The sequence below is a fragment of the uncultured Pelagimonas sp. genome (genome assembly GCF_947498515.1).
Lineage (GTDB): Bacteria > Pseudomonadota > Alphaproteobacteria > Rhodobacterales > Rhodobacteraceae > Pelagimonas.
The window spans coordinates 13,628-34,406 of sequence record NZ_CANMKO010000012.1 but is presented as its reverse complement, the minus strand read 5'-3'; the positions used below and the strand labels follow the sequence as shown (position 1 = coordinate 34,406).

Sequence of the window (20,779 nt, the reverse complement as noted above, 5' to 3'; positions counted from 1 at the left end):
AATTATGTCTTCTGAAACCCGCGTGGGCCTGATCGGGGCCGGTTATATTGCGACATGGCATGCCGATGCGCTTAGGGCGACTTCGGGTGTTTCGCTATGCGCGATTTGTGACGTTAACGAAACGGCGGCCAAAGGGTTCGCAGAGGGCTACGGGCTTCGCGCGTTTTCGTCCGTCCAAGACCTTATTGATGCAAAATGCTGCGACGCGGTCCATATCCTAACCCCGCCGCATCTTCACGAGGCGATTGCCATTCAATGCCTTGAGGCCGGGCTACATGTTTTGGTCGAAAAACCGGTCGCAGAAAGCGCCGATGCCACCCGCGCCATTCAGGCCGCCGCCGAGGCGTCAGGCAAGCATTTTCACGCCGGGCATAATTTCTTGGGGCTACCGTCCTATAACAAGATGAAAGCGGCGATGAACGCCGGCGACTATGGCGTCATCTCTGGTGCTGAAATCACATGGGCCTTGCCGCTGGCCCCTCTGCGCTCGGGGCCGTTTAACCTGTGGCTGTTGCGGGAACCACGCAACCTTCTGCTCGAACTTGGGCCACATCTTGTGGCCTTTGCCCATGATTTGTTTGGTGACATCGAGGTTGTGTTTTCCGACGCGTCCAAACCTGCCTATCTACCGGGCAATGACCCGCGTCCGCAAAGCTTTCGCATTTTGGCGCGCGCCGGCGGTGTCGACATTACCTTTGCCATTTCCATGGTCGAAACCGTCGATGATCGGTCGGTCACGTTGCGCGGATCGTCTGCGCGGGCACGGCTTGACTATGCCCAAGATGTTTTGGTCGTCGAACGGGAAAACCCGTCTGATTTGGTGATCAACCCGCTGCGCAAGCAGCTGGATTTGTCATGCCAACACCTGTGGCAAGGCACCAAAAACGCCGCGATTCAGCTTAAATCGCTGAACACCAAAAACCCCTACGGTCAAAGCTTCCTCGGTATGGACGCTGCGATTTATGATGCCTTGGCCAAGGGCGAGTCAGAGCCACGTTGGGCCGGGCCATCTGCCGTATCAGTGATGCAAACACTGGATGATGCGATCAACCTTTTGCCTTCGGACGTGTTGGCGGTAAAAGCCCCCGCTATTCAAACCCGACCCCCGAAACCAACAGCGATGGTGATTGGCGGCACAGGCTTTATCGGGCGCGAATTGACCCGCCGTTTGGTGGCAGATGGGCGCGACGTGCGCGTGTTGTCACGCGGCAAAACCGGCCCTTTCCCGGACCTACCCGACAATGTTGAAACCGTCGGGGTATCCCTGCACGACTTGGACGGTTTAACCGAGGCGATGAAAGGAATCGACGTTGTTTTCAACCTTGCCAAAGCCATGGAAACCACATGGGCTGATTGCCTGATCAATGACGTTGGTGTTGCCACGCGCATTGGCATGGCCTGTGAAAAAGCCGGGGTCAAACGGCTGGTTTATACCGGCACCATCGCCAGCTATGACATGTCGAACCCCTATTCGAACATCACCGAAGAGACCGGGTTCCCCGAGGATATGAGTGATCGCAACCTGTATGCGCGCTCCAAAGCCGAATGTGAACGTCAGCTCATGACGCTCCATCGTGATCGCGGGTTGCCCGTGGTCATAGCCCGCCCCGGCATTGTGGTGGGCCCCGGTGGTCCCTTGCAGCATTGGGGGATCGGGCGTTGGCACGGGGCCGGTGCGGTGCGTATTTGGGGCCATGGTCGCAATATTCTGCCGTTTGTTTTGAACGAGGACATTGCCGATGGGTTGGTGCGGATGATTGACGCGCCGGTTGAAGGGCAGAGCTTTAATCTCATTGGCGAACCCATGCTCACCGCACGTGATTATTTCGACGCCATTCACGAAGCCTTGGGTGCCCGCATTCGCGTAAGCCCCGGTAATTTGACGGCGTTTTACGCCAGCGATGCGGTCAAATATGCGCTCAAGAAATACGCCCTGCGGCGCAAGGGTGTGATCCGCCCGTCTTTGGCCGATTGGAAAAGTCGCGCGCACTTTACCCCCTTTGTGAACAGCAAACCCAAGGATGTTCTGGGTTGGCGTCCAGAGGGTGATAAGGCGACCTTTATTGAAAAGGCGATCACAAAGGCCAATCTTATTGGGTGTTAACCTAAACCAGAGATCGGAGCGGCGCGGAAACGTGAACAATCCTCGCAAATCTGACTTATTCTAGCCAGATTCACCTGCTTTAACCGGTTTCCAAGTGAAAGGCCCACGCCAGATTGGGCCGAGTGAGTCGGAGTTGAGCAGTCAAATGAGACAGGATGCGAGGATCGCAAAGCGTTTTGCGCGTGGCCAAAAACGTGTCTTCATTGGGCAGCCAATGGAGCGCGAGGCATGAATATGATGGATAAGCGCAAATTCCGCCGCAAATACAAAGGCCTTTCCGAAGCCGACGAGGTTTTGGAAGCCCAACGTTTGGCCGAAGAAAAAGCCAGAAAGGATGCCGCCGAGCAGCTTGCACAGCAAGAAGCAGCGGCTCAGGAGCGCTTGGCCGCGCAACAGCTTGCGGCAGAGAAACAGCGTGAAGCGGAGCAGAGGGCCAAGGAACTGGCCCGGGCCGAACAAGAAAAGCGTGCACAGGAACAAGCCCTTGCCGATCAAGAGGCCAAACGTGTTGCGCAAGAACAGCGCATCGCTGAGGACAAAGCCCGTGCTGAGGGCGAAGCCAAGCTCAAGGCGGAACAGGAACGGCTTGCGCGTGAACAAGCTGAGGCTGAAAAGCTTCGGTTGGCTCAAGAGGCGCGGCTTGCTGAGGAGCAAGCCAAGGAGAAAAACCGCCTTGAACGCGAGAGACGTGCCGCCGAGGAAAAAGCGGAACAAGATCGGCGCACGGCGGAGCGCAAGAAAGCGGAGCTAGAGGCCAAACGCCAAGCCCAGATAGAAGAACAACGCCAAGCAGAAGAAGCCGCAGCAGCCGCTCGTTTAGCCGAAGAAAAACGGCTGGCTGAGAAGCGCGCTTCTGACCGCGCTTTGAAGGAAGCCGCGCGCCGTGCGGAGGCCGAGAAACGTGCCCAAGCTCGCGAAGCGGCTCGAATTGCTGAACAAGAACGTTTGGAGCAAGAGCGCCGTGAGGCAGAGCAAGAGGCGCAACGCCGCGCCGAAGATCAACGTCGCGAGGAGGAACTCAAAGCTCAGAGGGATGCCGAGGAGCGCGCACAAGCGAAACGGCTGGCAGAGGAAAAACGTCTTGCGGAAGCGCGCGCAGAGGAAGCCTTGCGATTGGAGCAAGAGAAGGCCGAGGCCGCCCGTCAGGCGGAATTGTTAGCGAATCCCCCAACTCTCTGGCAACGGCTTGGTGAGTTCCCGGTGAATGCGGCGCATTTGGCGCGTCATCGTATCATCACCGCAGAACGCGAAGACCCGGCCTATACGGCCTTTGACGTGTTGCGGACTCGATTGTTGCAGGCGCTATCCGAAAACGGTTGGAGCCGCGTAGCCATCACCTCCCCTACGAAGGATTGTGGCAAGACCTTTACCGCCGCTAATTTGGCGATCAGCCTGTCACGACAGGAAAATTGCCGTACGCTTTTGTTGGATTGCGACATGCGTCGGCCCAGCTTGCATCGTGCCATGGGTGTCACCGACCCCGGAGCAATGGGTGATATGCTGCGGGGAAAAGTTGACCCTGCCCAGCATTTGGTTCGCCTTGGCGACAATGGTTTCAATGCCGGGCGCAATATCGCCTTTGGGTTCAATAGTATCGTTGAGCCATATGCGTCGGAGCTTTTGCAAGACCCGCGGACCGGTCAAACCCTTGATCGGATCGAGGAAGCTCTGGAGCCGGATGTCATGCTTTTTGACCTGCCACCCGCGCTTTACTACGACGACGTCATCGCATTTAGACCAATGTTTGATGGGGTTTTGCTTGTTGTTGGCGGCGGCACTACAACCGAAAAAGAAATCAAAGAGGTTGAGCGCCGTTTGGGCGAGTCGACGCCCCTGCTTGGGATGGTTTTGAACAAAGCCGAGCAGACCGAGATCAACCGATACCAGTATTGAACAGACACAGCTTTTACGCCGATAAACCAGCCCGCCGGTTCCTTACCCGCGGGCTGTTCGTTGTGTGAACCGTTCAAATAGCGCACCTAATGCCGGGATTTTATCGCCAGCCAGTTGGATCGCCCCCCAAAGCGCAGCAGCACCGGCCCCAATCCAGGCAAAGATTTTCAGCCCACGACCGGTGCGAGTATGGCGTGCCGCCACATGTGGAATGGAGACCACAGGTTGAATGCCCAGCGCGCGATCCATTTGGGCGGCGGTACGAATTGCCGGGTTCATCAGCTCGATTACAAAGGCCACCGCAACCCCGAGAACAAGGGATGCAACGCCCCCCATCACAGCGGTTTTCTTGCGAGACCGCGACACGGGGAATTCGGGTTCGAGCGCCGTTTCCAACACCTCAAAACGATCGGTTTGTTGACGATCTTCAAGCATTTGCCCTAGCTCTGCTTCGGCTTTGCGGCGGGTGATGACTGTATATTGTTCTTGCAGCTGCGTTAACTGACGCTCAAGGTTGTTCAACTCTCGCTCGACTTCGGGCGCCGCGGCAAGTTGCGCCTGAATTTGCGCCACACGTTCGGCAATCAACAGACGGTTTTCCTGAAGCAGCTGAATCTGACGGTCTTTGACCTCTTCTCGTTGCCGCGCCGAACTTGTCTCTAACGTCAAGATTTCACGTGCCAATTCCAGATCAACCTCGCGCAAAGACACAAGTTGACCACGCAGGTCAACCACGCCTTCGGGCAGAGCTTCGGAATTTTGACCTTTGTACTCGGCAATGCTCTGTTCCAGCACTTCAATATCCGCTTTGACTCGCGCCTCTTCGGTCGCAAACAAATCTAGCGTATCGCTGGCGCGGCCGATGCTTCGATCACGGGATTGATCAATGACGGAATACATAAGCTCATTTGCCAAGTCCGCCGCCTTTTTCGGATCACTTAACCGGACAGTAATCAGCAGCCCCGACGGAACATTCGCACTGGGGGAGTAAGGCTGTGCACTATTGACGATTTGATCAATACGAACGGCCTGACGCATCATGGAAATGCGTTCGATGATCGTTACCGTCGGATCATTCGAAAACAGTTCGTGCTTTTGCATGATCGGGAGAAGGTTGTCGCGAGACATAAGGCGCTGTTCGATCAAACGCACACGTCGGCTGGAGTCTTCTGCTTGCGCAGTTGCGCCAGCAAGTTGGTCAGGAACGCGGGCATCTTCGATCTGAACAACGGCGGTGGCTTCGTATTCTTTGACCTGGCTCAGGGCAAAGTACAAAGACAGCATACATCCGACAAAGGTGATTGCCAAAATGATCGATGCACGGCGTCGCAACGCCGAAAGCACTTCGCCGAACGATTGGAACTGGTTCATCTACAAACTCCCGCAAAGTGGCCCCCAATGCGTTCGGAATGATCGCGCCGCCAAAAGACAAGCACATCCATCCACGACACATTGTAGCAAAACTGCCTCAATTTTGCCATGTCATTCCCGGTCGATATTGGAAACAAACCGTGTCGAAAACCGAGACCACGGCCATGATTTTGCCACAATTGCAAATGGATAGAGGTATCTTCATCGAGGTATCGTACACAATGACAGGATCATACCGTCGCAAATCCATTGCTGAAATCCAAGGTCACCACGCCACGCCAAGGGAATCGTCTGCGCTTCGGCATCTTCGGTAAAATGGGCACGTCCATTTTTCAGATCAACGGTCATTGCTTGATACCCATAAACAACCCCAGCAAGGGCATAGTGGGCTTTGTAAACCGCTTCTTTTGCCGAAAAAATTCGCTTTGGTAAAAGCAGTTGATCGGCTGGGGCAACACCCTGCAAGTCTTCTTCGGTGCAAATCTCGGCCACCAGATCAAAATCCATCGGGACATCGGGTTCAAGATCAATTCCAACGCCCGAGAACTCCGTCGCATTCGCAACCGCGGCCATACAAATTTCATCGGCGTGGGTGATGCTTCCTGTTAGGCCATCGGGCCAAACGGGGGATCGATTTTCCGCCATGGGAACGGGGGCCGGATGAACCCCAAGCGACCACATCGCTTTACGCGCCGCCGCGCGACCGCCGGTAAACTCGGCACGGCGGTTCGGAACTGCCTTGGCAATTGCCTTGGCTTCGTCTGGGAAAAGCAACGTGGGGTCATCGACGGGTTCGACCAAACCCCAAGCCAGTCCAAGCGGGAAGTCCGCTTGGGCCAACAGGGTCCGGATGCTTTCTGCCTCCGGGCTCATCACAATCAGGCCCTCCGACGCGAGCGCATTTCACGCCGCCGTGCCATGGCATCAGAACGCGATTGCGCACGATCGTTGCTTTGCGGCTCTGGGGTAGATGGGCTTGGCGCGGTTGGACCGCTCTCCATTTTGGAAGCGACACAAGCCGTGAGATCGGCCAAAACCGGGAAGCGGAAGATGTCGGTGATCGACAATCCTTTGGCCCCAAATTCATCCCGGATCGCGCGGTGCGCTTGAACAGCCAACAAGGAATGTCCGCCAAGGTCAAAGAAACTATCGCGACTGCTAAACCCTTCGACACCAAGGATATTTGTCCAGATCAGCGAGATACCTTGTTCTACCGCCGCAAGATCTCCGGCTGTGGCGTTGGGAACGGAAACGGGTTGCGGAACAACCTCTTTCTGAACGATGGGCGCGGCTTTAGCCTGTGGTTTGGGCAACGCCTTACGATCAACCTTTTTGTTCGGAGTCAAAGGAAAGGTGTCCAACTGAACAAACCGGCCCGGAACCATGAAGGTTGGCAAACTAGTGCCCATAGCCTCGCGCAATGTGGTCTCGTTCTGGCTGTCTCCGGTGTAATATCCAACAAGGCGAATATCGCCCGGCACATCTTCGCGTGCGGCAACAACCGCTTGGGTTACACCGGGTTGCGATTCCAACACGCTTTCAATTTCACCAAGTTCGATGCGGAAACCGCGCAGTTTGACCTGATGATCGACGCGACCAACAAAGTCGATTTTACCATCGGCCCGCCGGCGCACCAAATCGCCGGTGCTGTACATGCGACCATCATGGAATGGATTATCGACGAATTTCTCTGCGGTTAGCTCGGGACGGTTCCAATAGCCGCGGGTCACCCCGTCGCCCCCGATCCATAGCTCACCCTCTTGACCGACGCCAACGGGATTGCGTCCTTCGTCCAGCACATAAAGCTGCTGGTTCACCAGAGGCTTACCGATATTCACGACACTATCGCCAACCTGGGCAACCTCAACCGACGACCAAATGGTTGTTTCGGTTGGCCCATACATATTGGTGATTTTAGCATCGGTAATGTCGCCAAATTCCGCAACCAATGCCCCCGGAAGCGGCTCGCCACCAAGGAATAAATGTTGCACACGACCAAGGGCAAACCGCGCCTCGTCGTTCATGGCAATCATCCGTGCCATAGAAGGCGTGCACTGTAGATGGGTCACATCATGACGCACGATTTGCGCCGCAATAGAATAGTCGTCTTGGGCCAATTCCGGGGCTTTTTGCGCGGCTTTCACAACTTGGGCCAAGGGGCGCAACCCGTCCAGAACAACGTCGCGATCAATGCCGTAATCAACCAAACAGGCGATTTCGGTCACACCAATCCGTTTAAGCTGTTCCGCCCGTGCGAGTGCGTCTTCAACCGTGCCAAAGAGACCGCTATCGTTGAAATAGCGTTCAAAAGCGAAGTCGAGGATCGCATCCAAGTCTTCGGGCTCCAGCACATCCAACTGCAGATCAAAGGCGTTGTTCACACCTTCGGGGCGTTTAAACGCAGGGAACGCCCAAGCGTATTGTTTGATCAACCCCGCCGCCGAGGTGAGATAATCACGCATTGGTTGGCGCGCGGTTTCGCGGGCCTCTTCACGCGTTTCGGCGATATAGGTGTGCAACATCAATGAGACGTTGAAATCCTTGGGGTCATGGCCGGCTTTGCGCAGCTCACCGTGGTAAATCTTGATCTTATCGGCGACCTCATCAATCGACTGCCCCAACAAGTGGGTCAACACGTTGCAGCCCAGCCGCCCGGCCTCGCGCCAAGTATCCGGGTTTCCGGCAATGGTCACCCAAATCGGCAGCTCTTTGGAGACGGGTCGTGGCTGTGTCACCACCTCGTGGAGCGATCCATCGGCACGGGGGAACGGCACCGGTTCACCGCGCCACAATTTGCGGATTTGATCGATGTTTTCGACCATAGCTTTCTTGTTGTTCGGCGGGGCGTTTTCCGGGCGTAGGACAAAATCATCTGGCTGCCAGCCGCTGGCAATTGCCAGCCCAGCGCGGCCATTGGTTAGGTTGTCGATTACCGACCATTCTTCGGCAATACGGGCTGGGTGGTGGAGCGGAGCAACGACCGACCCGGAGCGCACACCGATGTTATGGGTGACTGCGGCCACGGCGGCACCGGTCACCGACGGGTTCGGGTAAGGGCCACCAAAGGCGTGGAAATGCCGTTCCGGGGTCCAAACGGCGCTAAACCCGTTTTCATCGGCAAACTTCGCCCCTTCGAGCAGCATTTTGTACTTATCCCGACCAACGCCATCGTCGTTGCCCCAATAGTAGATCGAAAACTCCATCGCGGCATCGGACATGGGCATCGGCCCGTTAGAGATCAAACTGCGATCTTCATCGGATGTGAGAACAACCTTGAAACCCCGCGATGTTGTCCAAAACAACTCGAGCACCGAGATATCAAAACTTAGGCTGGTCACCGCAAGCCATGTACCGCCAATCGGAATATGTTGATCCATCCCGGCGTAGAAATTGATCACATTGCGATGTTCGATCATCACGCCCTTGGGCTTGCCGGTCGAGCCGCTGGTGTAGATCAGATAGGCCAGATCAGCGGCAGCAGCCGTATCAGGTAAGTTTTCAGAACTGGCCGCAGCAAGGCGCGGTTCGGCATCCAAAACAAGGATTTGCGCGGAATGCTTGGGTAGGTTAGGTTCAACAACTGCCTGCGTCACAATCACTTGGGCGTTGCTATCTTGGACGAAATGCTCAAGCCGATCAGCGGGATAGCTCGGGTCCATGGGCAGGTATGCGCCCCCAGCCTTGAGGATCGCCAATGCCCCAACCATCAGATCAACGGAACGTTGACAGCATAGGCCAACCACCTGACCGGAAGTGACACCCATCTCGCAAAGCACATTGGCGGCGCGGTTCGCGCGGGCGTTGAGGTCTTCATAAGTCAGGCTTTGACCTTCAAACACTAAGGCCGTGGCGTTAGGAGTTTTGGCAACCTGTGCCTCAAAGGCGCGGTGCATGGTTAGATCGTGATCATAATCGGCCTTGGCCGCGTTCCAATCGTTCAAAACCATATTGCGTTCGGCATCTGGCAGCGCTTGTTGAAGCTCCAATCGAGCAATCAGCAGTTCAACCATGGCAGCAGAAATCTTGCCGCTGTCAAAACTTAATTGACCGGTATCCGCGTCCACGGTGATTGCCGTACCATCAATATGACCGACCGACGACAACCCTATTTGCGGAGTTTTCGGCCAATCAAGATCGGGCGAACGTGCAAACAAATCAGTCGCAAAACCGGCTTTGATTTGTAGTTTTTCGTCAAGCGGATCAGCATCGGCGCGGACCGGCACCCAGCCTGACACCATTCCGGTCTTGGCTTGCGTTTGAATAGCTGCATTGGAAAAAGCGAGGTCAACGGCCGGCAATCCGGACAACATCTTGGCCCATTTGGCCACTTGGGCAATACCATTCGAAAGTACGATGGAGCGAGTTTCGATTGGTCCGGTTTCACCGCCAATGCCGCCCATTTCAAGCGGCGTGAAGTCGGAGAAAGCCTTGCGCCACGCGCCATCCCGGCCCGCGATTTGGTTCATAGTCGCGTCAATATCGCTGAAATCACCAGCGGACGGCAATACATCCCCTTCGAGCGCGACGACCACCGGGGCCACCGGTGTGCCGCAAATCCGAGTGATGTCTTCTAGTTCAATCGCCCCATCGCCACAGGCTACGGTTAGATGGTCCGAGGTTTCTTTCAAAACGGTTCCCGGCGCTGCCGATCCTTCGACCACACGGGCGCTTTGGGCAAGCCAAACCTGATCCTTGGCGCGGAATTTCGGGGCGCAAAGTGGGTTGAGATAAGACCCATGATCCAAGGCACGAACAAGGCGCGCCAGCTCTTGGGCCGGACGGGAAAAATCTATCAAACCATAGCCAGATGGCCGATCCGCAAGCGCATGGTAGCTACGCTGTGACAGGTCTTGTTTGATGCGTTTCAAGGCACCGGATTCCAATTGGTCCAAAACATCACCAAAGCTGGCAATCGCGGCCTCATAAGCCTTGGTGTTCAAAGTCAGCGCCGTGTCGGTTGCGCCGATGTCAAAATGACGGGTGGCAAGGATGTCGCCTTCGTCAACGCCGCCTTCGATCATATGCCATGAAATGCCGTGTTGGGTTTCACCCGCGATCAGCGCCCAAACCGGGGCGTTTAGCCCTGCGTGACGCGGCAAAGGGCCATCGTGGAAATTGATCGCCCCTTTGGACGGGATCGCCAAAACAGTGTCGGGAATAATATCGAGATTGGCGATAGAGAGCAGGTAATCGGCCTGAATCCCATTCAAACGATCGGCCAAATCCTTGCCCGGGGCCTCAACCCGAAGTCCAGCGCCGCGTGCCCACTCTGCGATACCCGCATTGCGGGTCACCACCGCTGCAACCGCGTTCCCCCGATCAAGCGCCGCCTGGGCGCATTGCACCAACAGAGATTCGTTGCCGATCACGATACAGGAGAACTGGGTCATATTATTTACTCCGTTAAACCCTCAACAGCGGCACGCCCCGGAATTGGGGTCGCCGCATCACGCTTTCCCGGCAAAGGCCGGACCATCGCTTGCAAGTCATGTAATATAAGATCGCGCAAAAATTGTGGCGGATCCGCCTGTGGTTTGCGCTGAATCACCCGACGCATGCGCCAAAACAGCCCGCCAAGCATATGCATGGACGTGGCCAGAACCGCATAGGCACGGCCGTGATTCTTGGTGAAATAGTGCCAACGACTATCCAGCCAGAATTGTGGGATTCTGGTCCAGACTTTCATGCCGGTTGATACAGAGCCGATATGGGCGACGTGGCTGTCATGAACATAATGCGTTTCATGACCGGCGCGGGCGGCACGCAGGCACAGGTCGGTTTCCTCAAAGTAGAGAAAGAAGGTCTCGTCGAACAAACCAATCTCATCAAGCACGCTTTGCCGCATCATCAGAGACGCGCCAGCCAGCCAATCAACCTTTTGAGTGGTTTCAGGGACGCCAATCGGCACCGATTTGTTTTTCAAAAGTCGAGAGACCGGGCCAAACCGCATCGACCCTTCGAGTTCGGACCAAACGCTTGGGAATCGAAAGGTAGTGATATGCGGCTCGCCATCTTCGCCGTGGATATAGCTTCCTGCGAAACCGGCTTTGGGATGTGTGTCCAGATAGGTTTGCATCAATTTGATCGCATCCGGTGCCGGAAAGGCGTCGGAATTCAGCAAGTAAACATAGTCGGGCTTGGACCCGTCCGACCACCCGGCGCGGATACCGACATTGTTGCCGGCACCAAACCCGCCGTTGTGCCCGGATTGGATAAGCCGGATCGGCGCATCTTGGGCCCAATCGGCACTGGCCAACTCCGCCTGCATTTTCTCGAACGATCCGTCACCGCTGTCGTTGTCGACAAGCACCAATTCGGCGTTCAACCCTTGCATGGCAACCAAGGCCGAGCGGACCGAGCGCAGCGTCATATCCGGCGTTTTGTAGTTCAACGACACAACTAAAAGCTTTGGCATATCGTTACTCCGCCGCCTGGGTTGGGAACGAAACAACTTCGCCATTTCCTGCCGCCTGCGCTTCTGCGGCCTCGATTGCAGCGCGCATTTGCGCCGCCAAGACGCGGACGTTTGGCTCAAGCACCATACTGTCGTGGTCTCCGGGAACCTCAAAGACGTCTACATGCGGAGCGAACAACCCCCAGTCATTGTCATTCGTCAAATAGGTCCGTTCAGAGTTGACCATCACCCCATTGGAGACCTGCCACTTGCCCTGCAAAGGCGGGCGGAACAGCACCAAACGACCGTCCCAAGGTTTGACGTTATAAACGGCGATCGAGCGATAGAACGCGGCCTCAATCTCGGCATTGTGGAAAGCCGCAGAGGTATCGGTTTCATCCGCAACACGGCGCTTTTCGAACTCCCAAGCGATCCGGTTTTTCAACCAGATGAATGGGTACAACGGGCCTTTTTCACCCGCTTGGTGCCATTGAATGATCAATCGATCCTGACGCGACAGAGGCCGGCGTTGTGGCAACGGCGTGTCCAACATCACAACCAAAGACACCTCTTCGCCCATCGCCTCAAGCTGATGGGCGATTTCATAGGCGGTGATCCCACCACCCGAGAAGCCGCCGATCATATAGGGACCGTGCGGCTGCACTTGACGCATCTCTTCGATATAGTCACGCGCGGCATCTTCGATGATTTCATGTGGCGCTTCACCACCCATCAACCCCTTGGCTTGAATACCATAAAACGGCCTGTCCGCGCCAAGGAGATGGGCCAGATGACGCAAGTTCAGAACATTGCCAAACATCCCGGCGATCAAGAAGAACGGCTGACGCGCACCTCCATCGCCATCATGCATCGGCACGATGTGGCGGAACCGACGTTCGGGAGCTTTGGGCGCATCAGAGGTTTCGTCGGCGTCCGGCATCCCGACTTGATCGGCGATCAGGGCGGCACATTTACGGATCGTCGGGGCTTCAAAGAGCACCGAAATCGGGAAATCAACACGGAAGGCTTTCTTGACCTTTGCGAAGAGACGCACAGCAATCAGACTATGCCCGCCAAGGTCAAAGAAACTATCTTCGACGCCGACGTTTTGGACGCCCAAAAGCTCTTCCCAGAATGTCGCCAATTGGCGTTCAATTTCATTCTCAGGGGCAACGAAATCCCCTTCGAGCTGAGGGCGTTCAAATTTCTGCCCCTCGGTCGCATCGGCGGTTGAGGCGGCGGTTTGCCGGGTCAGGGCATCGAGATCCATCGACGAGACGACCACCTGTGGGACGCCCAAAGCCAAGGCGCGATGGAAGGCATCCACCCCTTCGTTTGGCAAAATACCTTGCGACAGGTTGTGAGCGAGCCGTTCCTCAGCCGCAGAAAGCGGTTGCCCGGCCTCTGGGGCCTCATCAAATTCAACCTCGGCGGCGGTCAAACGCGGAGCGGCGCGCAGAATGTCCAAGTTTTCTAGCTTGCGAATGGTAAAGCCGGTGATTTCAACCACAACATTGCCGTCCACATCACACAGGGTGACATCGAAGCTCGCGGTTTCGGCATCGGCCCGGTTGTCGGCGGCATTGCGCACCCAGGACACGATACGATCGGGCAGCGCGTCATGAACACGGACGCGGGAATAGCGCACCGGCACCCAAAGATGGGTTGGCTGATAGCCATCGATCAACTCCATTGCCCACCCCGTGGCAATGTCCAAAAGGGCAGGATGCAACAGGCAATCATCGTTTTGTGCAAGTGTTGGAAGCGACAGTTCCGCGATGCCTTCGCCCTGCCCCAAGGCACGATTGTCGAGCACTTTCCAACGCGGGCCAAAGGCAAGGTGCACCTCTTGCGCCGCAGCGAGTTTTTGCCCCGGCACCCCGGATGGCGCTCCGCAACGGGCATGGATTGCGTTTAAATCAACCGGTGCAGGGCGCGCCATAGGAACCAAGGATAGTGACCCTTGAGCGGTCAGCGCATATCCCTTGCGGCCGCTCAATGTGGCGTCGGCCAACACGTCAAACCCATATCCTTCATCGGTGCGGTTCAACCGAACCCGAACATCCCGCGCTGCGCCATCGGCAACCCGCAACGGTCGCAGGAAGTCGAGATCGCGCAATTCGAAAACACCACTTTGGTGATGGGCGTCTAGCGCATGGGCCGCGAGGGTCAGATAGCCGGTCCCGGGCAAAAGGGCATCGCCCGCTTTGGTCCGGTGTTCATCGATAAACCAATCCTCGGCGCTATAAGAAGCGTGGAAGACCCGATTGCCGTGGGCGTCAAACGTCATGTCATCCAAAAGCGGCAAAGCAACGGTTTCAACCGGAGCTTGCGGCAAATCACCAGCCCGAGCCGCGACGGCTTCGGCGGCCATTCCGACCTCATTCCAGATACCCCAATTGATCGCGACGATCTTGGTTTTGCCGCTATGCGCGCGGGCATAGGCATTTAGGAATTCGTTTGCTGCAACGTAATCGATTTGACCCGCAGGGGCCGTAACGGTGGACGAAGAGCTAAACAATACCATCCAGTCGACACTGCCATCTGGGAAAACCTGCCCCAGAACTTCGGTGCCGTGAATTTTCGGCGTGAAGACGTCTTCGACGGACGCCGGTGTTTTGGTAAGCAACGGCGCATCATCAATGACACCGGCCCCGTGAATAATGCCGGTGATCGGCCCCCATTCGGCTTCGACAGTATCGCGCACAGACTGCATTTGGTCGCGGTTACACACATCGGCGGTTTGCACCATGACCGTTGCACCAGCGGCCTCAAGGCTTTGCACGGCTAGGATGCGGCGCGTGATAGCATCATTGGGGGCGTGGCGCGCCACGTAGTCGTCCCATTGATCGCGGTCAGGCAAATCTTTGCGCGCCAAAAGAACAATCTTTGCCCCTTTGGTCGCAAAATCATTCGCGAGGCTAAGGCCAATCCCGCCAAAACCACCGGTGATAAGATAGGTGCCACCATCTTCAACCTTGGGCGTTTCACCCAGCTTTGCGGGTTTCATGGCCGTTTCAAACCGACGATCCGCGCGCAACGCAGACACGAAATCAGAAGGTTCGGCCAGCATTTCCTCAAGCACACGGTTGCTCAGCGCTTGCATCGCATCTGCATGGGCCGACATCGCTTTGGCGCGACCAAAGAACGACGCTTTGGGCGCAAGCGGCAATTCGATGTCACATGTGCCAACGGTCACACCGGGCAATTCACGCGGAATGACGCGTGCCGGTCCGGCAATGGTCGCCTTGGCCGGATAAGGTAAGGCTTCGTCACGCAATTTCGCCGCGCCATTGGTAAAGACGGTAATATGCGGCTTGGCTGTGCCTTCATCTGCCAGCGCTTGAGCAAGGAACATGAGGGAATAAAAACCCTGTTCTTGTACGCGGTGGAAGAACGAGGATCCGGGACGGTGACTTTCGTCTTGAGTCAGCAACCAGAAATGCGCGATCCGTGTTGGGATCAACCCACGGGCGGACATGTCTTGGAGCAAAAGGTCATAGCCTTCACGCCCTCGTTCAGGCGACAGCAAGTAACGGTCATCAGACAGCCGGGCAAAAGTGTCGCCAACCTGCACCTCAATCACGTCATGGCCAGCGGAACGCAGTTGCGCAGTCGCCCCTGACGCCACCCCAGCATCATCCACAAAGATCAACCATGTCTGAGGATCGGCATCGCCAAGATCGGCAATGTCTAACTCAACCTGCGCCGAGCGCGGTCGCCAAATCGGCTTCCATCCCCAATCTGCAACGTCATCGGTCCGCATGAGAAACTGCGGCGCGGTGTCAGATACCGCCTTGCCGGGTTCAATAAAATAAGGGCTGCGTTGAAAGGCATAGGTCGGAAGCGGTACACGGACACGGCGTGCTTCGCCCCAAATTTGGTCCCAATCAACCGCCGCGCCCAAGGCCCAAAGACGGCCCATGACTTCGAACATGTGCTTGTCATCTGGGATGACATCGTCCGGGTGGCGCAGGGAAGAGACAACTTGGTTGGCGGTGACGTCACCATGCTGACGCGACAATGCGCTAAGCGCTTTGCCCGGACCAACCTCAAGGAAGATACGGTTGTCGGCGGCCAGCGCACCGATGCAATCGGCAAAATGCACCGTACCGCGCAGGTGTTCGACCCAGTATTCCGGGTTGGTCGCCTGTTCAGCCGTCATCAACGCCCCTGTCCGGTTCGAGGTCAGCGGAATCTGAGGCGCATTGAGTTGGATTGATTGCAAATAGGCGCGGAAATCCGACAGGATCGGATCAAGCATCCGACTATGGGCGGCGATATCAATCTGGATGCGTTGCGCATCAATGTCGCGCGACTTTAACTTGGCTTCCAGCTTGTCCAATGCCGCTTGCGGGCCCGAAGCAACCGAAAGCTCAGGCGCGTTAACCGCCCCCAAATCGAGATCATCCCCCAATAAGGGGCGCAAATCATCAGCAGGCATCGCAACGGACAACATGCCCCCCGCCGGAACCGTATCGAAAAGAGTTCCGCGCAGATGCACAAGGCCGATGCAGTCTTCAAACGTCATCACGCCCGCCACACAAGCGGCGGTGTTTTCACCCATCGAATGCCCGGCAAGCGCGGTGGGTTGAATGCCCCAACTCATCCACAATTGCGCCAGAGCGTATTCAACGATCATGATAAGCGGCAATTGCAAGGACGGCTTGCGCAGCGCTTGATCGGCTTGGGCCAGATCGCCCTCAGAGGGCAACCATAGCGCGCGCATGTCGGCGTCGGTCAGCGTCGCAAGATGGTCGAGACCACGATCCATCCATTCGGCAAAGACAGGCTCTGTTTCATACAAATCACGCCCCATGCCCGCATATTGCGCCCCACCACCGGGGAACATGAAGGCGATTTCAGGGGTTTCCAAAGCCGTGTGCGTATGAACACGCCGTGTGTTGTCGCTCGTCAAAAGATCGGCGGCCTCGGCATGGGTTTCTGCAACAACAATCCGCCGCTTTTCAAAGGCGCGGCGCCCGTTTTGCAAAGTCCAAGCCACATCGGCGAGGTCTTGGTCAGGATTGGCGCGCAGATGATCCGCCAAACGATTGGCGTTGTCCTCAAGTGCCGCTTTGGACTTGCCCGAGACCGACAGAATTTGGAACGGAAAATCGCTTTCTTCTGAAGCGGCTCGCGTAGGAGCTTCTTCGAGGATGACATGCGCGTTGGTGCCACCAACCCCAAGCGAATTGACCCCGGCGCGACGCGGATGCCCTTGAACCTTCCAATCGGTCAGACGGTCATTAACACGGAAGGGGGAGTTTTCGAAATCAATGGCGGGATTGGGGGCTTCGAACCCCAAAGAGGGCGGCATTTGCTTGTGATGCAAGGCCAAGGTCGCCTTGATCATGCTTGCCACGCCCGCCGCTGTATCCAAGTGGCCGATATTGGTTTTCACCGAGCCAATCCGGCAATGCCCGATTTTGTCCGACGTCTCACCGAACGCTTGGGTCAAGGCGGCCACTTCGATCGGGTCGCCCAAATAGGTGCCCGTCCCGTGACATTCGACATAATCAACGGTGTCTGCGGTTACATCGGCAATGGCGTGCGCTTCGGCCACGGCTTTGGCTTGGCCATCCACAGACGGCGCAAGATACCCGGCCTTTTGCGCACCGTCATTGTTGACAGCAGTGCCCTTTAGCACGCCCCAAATGTGGTCACCATCCGCGATAGCGTCGGCCATGCGACGCAGTACAACCACTCCGGACCCAGAGCCAAACACCGTCCCCTTGGCACGATGATCAAAGGCATGACAGGCCCCGTCCGGGCTAAGAATTTCATTTTCTTTGTAGAGATAGCCGCGCCCTTGCGGCAGCTCGATGGTCACACCACCAGCAAGCGCCATATCGCACTCGCCGTTCAACAAGGCCTGCGCAGCGTAATGCGTGGCCACCAATGACGTTGAACAGGCAGTTTGGATGCCAATCGATGGTCCGTGAAGGTCGAGAATGTGGCTTAGACGAGTTGTCAGGAAATCCTTGTCATTGCCTGTATGGCGCAACAAGAACATACCAGTGCTTTCAACGAGATCAGGGTTGGAACAGACGTTGAAATAGAAATAGCTCCCCATACCGCAGCCAGCAAAAACGCCGACCTGACCGGGGAAATTTTCCGGGATGTGACCGGCGTTTTCCAACGCCTCCCACGAGGTTTCCAAAAACTGGCGGTGCTGAGGGTCCATTATGGCCGCCTCTTTGGGGGAAAACCCAAAGAATTCAGCGTCAAACATCTCAAACCCATCGAGCGGGGCGGCAAAGGGAACATAGTCGCGGTGGCGAGCAAGGCCGGGGTCTTCGCCTGCGGCCTTCAGATCATCTTCGCTAAGACGACGGATCGAGGACACGCCATCGCGCAGATTGCGCCAATAGCTGGCAATATCATCGGCCCCCGGAAGGTGCGCTGCCATTCCGACAATGGCGATATCATTTTCACCAAAGTTTTCCGTATCACTCATCATGAATCCCATACCCCGCACGTGCGTTCCCGCCAATTTACGCGCCCATTGCGTAGGAAATGGGGCGAATTTGAGGTATTCAAGCCGTGCGGTGCCGCAATTAAACGCGATTTACCCGCACATCTTTTGCGCATGCCACTGTTAGCGAAACAGTCATAGCAATATTGTTTCCACTTTGGAAACGGGAGGGCTCAGACGCTTTTCCCCGCAAAGGACAGGATCGCAGCCCAGTTCACCCAGAGCGCCAAACCCGCAAGGGCCAGCCCAAGCGCCGCGAAGCCAAGGTCATGCAGTGGGTCCCAAGCGCCCATGCGTCGCGCTAACCAAACCACAACCGGATAGGCCAAAATAAAGGCCGCGCCGTAGCCAATCAGCGCCCCTAATAGCCCGGCGGTTTCAAGGCCGATCAGCAAGCAACCAATCATCAACACCGCACGCGCCGCCGCCAAAACAAAGAAACGCTTGGAATCCCCGGCGGCAAGGGCGGCTTGATCATAGGTCATCACGATAAGCATCGGCATTTGCGCAATCGCCAAAATGACGGCAATGGCCCCGGCATCGAGATAGCGATGGTCATACAAAAGATCGACAATCCACACGCCCAAAAGCGCAAAAACCCCAACAAACCCCATCAACAAAAACGACACAGCAACACGCATTTTGCGCAGCTTCAAGAAATTGGCGCGGCTTTCAGTAGGCGGCGTTTCGCGATAGATCGGGATTAGGATTTTTTGCGTGACCATTCCGCCAAGCATCATTGGGAACGACGCCCAAAAGAACCCAATATTGTAGACCCCAAACATATCCAGAGGCACAAACTTCCCGATCAAAATCTTGTCTGCTTGGCTAAAGAAAAAGCCGCAAACGGTAGCAAGGAAAACCCATTTCCCGAAACCAATCAATTCGCGCGCGGCAGGCTTTTCCCAGCGAAACCGGTTCCTTGGCCCAGGTAGATAACGCCAGTTTATGATGACCTCGACAATCGCGGCCACGACGCCGGAAATCACCAACGCCCAAACCGAATGTGTCCACCACGCCAAGGCGATGCCGACGCTCACGCCGACAACTTGCGTGATCATGTCGAGAAGGGTGACTCGGCCAAGATTGAGGTGCCGGTTGGCGGTCACCATTTTGGTCGGTCGAAAGCCGGTAATCAGGAGAGTTAGCGCCGAAACCGGCAACATTTGCAGTAAAAGGTCCTGACCATAGACCCACGCCATAGGCCAAGCACAGGCGCAGGCCACCAGCCAAAGGCCGACGCCACGCACCACCTGAATGCTCCAAGCGGTATCTAGGAAATCGCGGTCATCGCCGCGTTTGCTCTGCATGATGGCGGGCGTCACACCAACGTCGGAGAATTGGCCAAGCCCCATCAGGAACACCATGACCAGCGCCATCAAACCAAAGGCTTCGGGAAACAACAGCCGTGTGAGGATGAGGTTCGAAGCCAGTCGGATCATCTGGCTCATACCAAACCCACCGATCGTCAATACAGACGAGCGCAGGACGCGCGCACCAAGAGACGACCCTTGAAATTTGGCCATCACGCTCATCGGCCGCGGCTCCAACCGGAGGATCGTTTCCGGGTCAATTTGCTGGTCAATGCTACGCCAGAATACACCGCGAATCCAATAGGATCACGCAAGGCGATCCCAAGCTTGCGACCTATCCCAAAGTCAGGTTTGTCATCATTTGCAAGTAGTTCCGGGAATTTGTGTCCGATTTCATCGACACCCACATCTTGGCGACGGCGCACTGTGACAAGGTTTGACCAACCTTCGGCGATTGGCCATTCATATGACGCGGCAACGCCAATCCGTTCGTTAGGAGTGAAGCTTAGACGGACAAACGTGTCATCGGAAATGATGTCTGGGAAGGTTTCCCAGCGCGCACGCCCCGCCGCATTCACCGCAAAGACTCCGCATCCGGGGACGCATTCGGCCATAAAGGGAACCTGACGCCAGATGCGGGCATAAGCGCGGCTAACCCACCCTTTGGCGGTAATGGTGACCGCCCCAGACGCATAACGCGGCGCAGTGCTATCCAAAGCATTGGCCAATTGCCAAAGCAAGCCGCGGCTGACGGTGACATCCGCATCTAGGTAAACCCGCATCGCCCCTTTGGCCGTTGCATCGCCTGCGTTCAACGCACCCAATTTGCCGCCCGAGGGCAAATCCAAAATATCCAATTGCCAGCCACGATCTGAAAACGGCTCAACCATGGCCTGCGCACGCGCGGCGGTGTCATCGGAACACCCGTTGGCAACTACGATCACTTGCAAGCCCAGCCCATCCCAATCCGAGTCCAGAATCGCCGAAAGGCAGCCGCCAATTAGCGCCGCCTCGTTGTTTGCTGGAAGGATCACAGAAAGCCGCACGGCCCCTGTTGTGTTGTTGTTCATCATAACCCGTACCCGAGGGGCCACACCTTGCGAAAATACCGCCCTCTATGCCCTACGTCATCGCAGTTAACTATGGCCAAAGAATGGAAACGCCTAGATTATTTCAGGAAGTCGCCTTTGGGAGGGCGGCGTGCTGCTCAATTTTTCAAGGCTAGA

The 20,779-nt window shown here is 56.3% G+C and carries 9 protein-coding genes; 2 read left to right on the top strand and 7 right to left on the bottom strand.

What is annotated here, in order from left to right; translation table 11 throughout:
* The first annotated feature begins 4 nt into the window (after positions 1-4).
* Together Q1A43_RS19310 and Q1A43_RS19305 are read left to right on the top strand one after the other, a co-directional pair.
* Positions 5-2,104 carry an NAD-dependent epimerase/dehydratase family protein gene (locus Q1A43_RS19310; RefSeq protein ID WP_299937925.1) on the top strand — a complete coding sequence of 700 codons (2,100 nt, stop codon included), beginning with the start codon at positions 5-7 and terminating at the stop codon, positions 2,102-2,104.
* Between the two features lie 228 nt (positions 2,105-2,332).
* Positions 2,333-3,997: an exopolysaccharide biosynthesis protein gene (locus Q1A43_RS19305; protein ID WP_299937922.1), complete on the top strand. Its 1,665-nt coding sequence runs from the start codon at positions 2,333-2,335 to the stop codon at positions 3,995-3,997.
* Positions 3,998-4,039: 42 nt separating this feature from the next.
* Here Q1A43_RS19305 and Q1A43_RS19300 read toward each other — a convergent pair whose 3' ends face one another.
* The 7 genes from Q1A43_RS19300 to Q1A43_RS19270 form a co-directional block, all read right to left on the bottom strand.
* Positions 4,040-5,368 carry a Wzz/FepE/Etk N-terminal domain-containing protein gene (locus Q1A43_RS19300; protein WP_299937920.1) on the bottom strand — a complete coding sequence of 443 codons (1,329 nt, stop codon included), beginning with the start codon at positions 5,366-5,368 and terminating at the stop codon, positions 4,040-4,042.
* A 201-nt stretch (positions 5,369-5,569) separates the two neighbouring features.
* Positions 5,570-6,241: a 4'-phosphopantetheinyl transferase gene (locus Q1A43_RS19295; protein WP_299937917.1), complete on the bottom strand. Its 672-nt coding sequence runs from the start codon at positions 6,239-6,241 to the stop codon at positions 5,570-5,572.
* Between the two features lie 5 nt (positions 6,242-6,246).
* Entirely contained in the window at positions 6,247-10,758 is a 4,512-nt protein-coding gene (locus tag Q1A43_RS19290; protein ID WP_299937915.1) for a MupA/Atu3671 family FMN-dependent luciferase-like monooxygenase, read from the bottom strand.
* A gap of 5 nt (positions 10,759-10,763) precedes the next feature.
* Positions 10,764-11,783 (bottom strand): glycosyltransferase family 2 protein, encoded by a 1,020-nt coding sequence (locus Q1A43_RS19285; protein WP_299937912.1) that lies wholly within the window; start codon positions 11,781-11,783, stop codon positions 10,764-10,766.
* Positions 11,784-11,787: 4 nt separating this feature from the next.
* Positions 11,788-18,222 carry a type I polyketide synthase gene (locus Q1A43_RS19280; RefSeq protein ID WP_299937909.1) on the bottom strand — a complete coding sequence of 2,145 codons (6,435 nt, stop codon included), beginning with the start codon at positions 18,220-18,222 and terminating at the stop codon, positions 11,788-11,790.
* A 191-nt stretch (positions 18,223-18,413) separates the two neighbouring features.
* Complete coding sequence (locus Q1A43_RS19275) at positions 18,414-19,775, bottom strand: oligosaccharide flippase family protein (protein ID WP_299926863.1); 1,362 nt, start codon at positions 19,773-19,775, stop codon at positions 18,414-18,416.
* Positions 19,772-20,626, bottom strand: a complete 855-nt coding sequence (locus Q1A43_RS19270) for a glycosyltransferase (protein ID WP_299937906.1) — start codon at positions 20,624-20,626, stop codon at positions 19,772-19,774. The genes Q1A43_RS19275 and Q1A43_RS19270 overlap by 4 nt, the downstream gene beginning before the upstream one ends.
* Positions 20,627-20,779 lie beyond the last annotated feature (153 nt).

Coding starts and splice junctions, on each gene's coding strand:
- Q1A43_RS19310 (WP_299937925.1), top strand. CDS start 5: ATGTCTTCTGAAACCCGCGTGGGCCTGATCGGGGCCGGTTATATTGCG.
- Q1A43_RS19295 (WP_299937917.1), bottom strand. CDS start 6,241: ATGAGCCCGGAGGCAGAAAGCATCCGGACCCTGTTGGCCCAAGCGGAC.
- Q1A43_RS19285 (WP_299937912.1), bottom strand. CDS start 11,783: ATGCCAAAGCTTTTAGTTGTGTCGTTGAACTACAAAACGCCGGATATG.
- Q1A43_RS19275 (WP_299926863.1), bottom strand. CDS start 19,775: ATGAGCGTGATGGCCAAATTTCAAGGGTCGTCTCTTGGTGCGCGCGTC.
- Q1A43_RS19290 (WP_299937915.1), bottom strand. CDS start 10,758: ATGACCCAGTTCTCCTGTATCGTGATCGGCAACGAATCTCTGTTGGTG.
- Q1A43_RS19280 (WP_299937909.1), bottom strand. CDS start 18,222: ATGAGTGATACGGAAAACTTTGGTGAAAATGATATCGCCATTGTCGGA.
- Q1A43_RS19270 (WP_299937906.1), bottom strand. CDS start 20,626: ATGATGAACAACAACACAACAGGGGCCGTGCGGCTTTCTGTGATCCTT.
- Q1A43_RS19305 (WP_299937922.1), top strand. CDS start 2,333: ATGAATATGATGGATAAGCGCAAATTCCGCCGCAAATACAAAGGCCTT.
- Q1A43_RS19300 (WP_299937920.1), bottom strand. CDS start 5,368: ATGAACCAGTTCCAATCGTTCGGCGAAGTGCTTTCGGCGTTGCGACGC.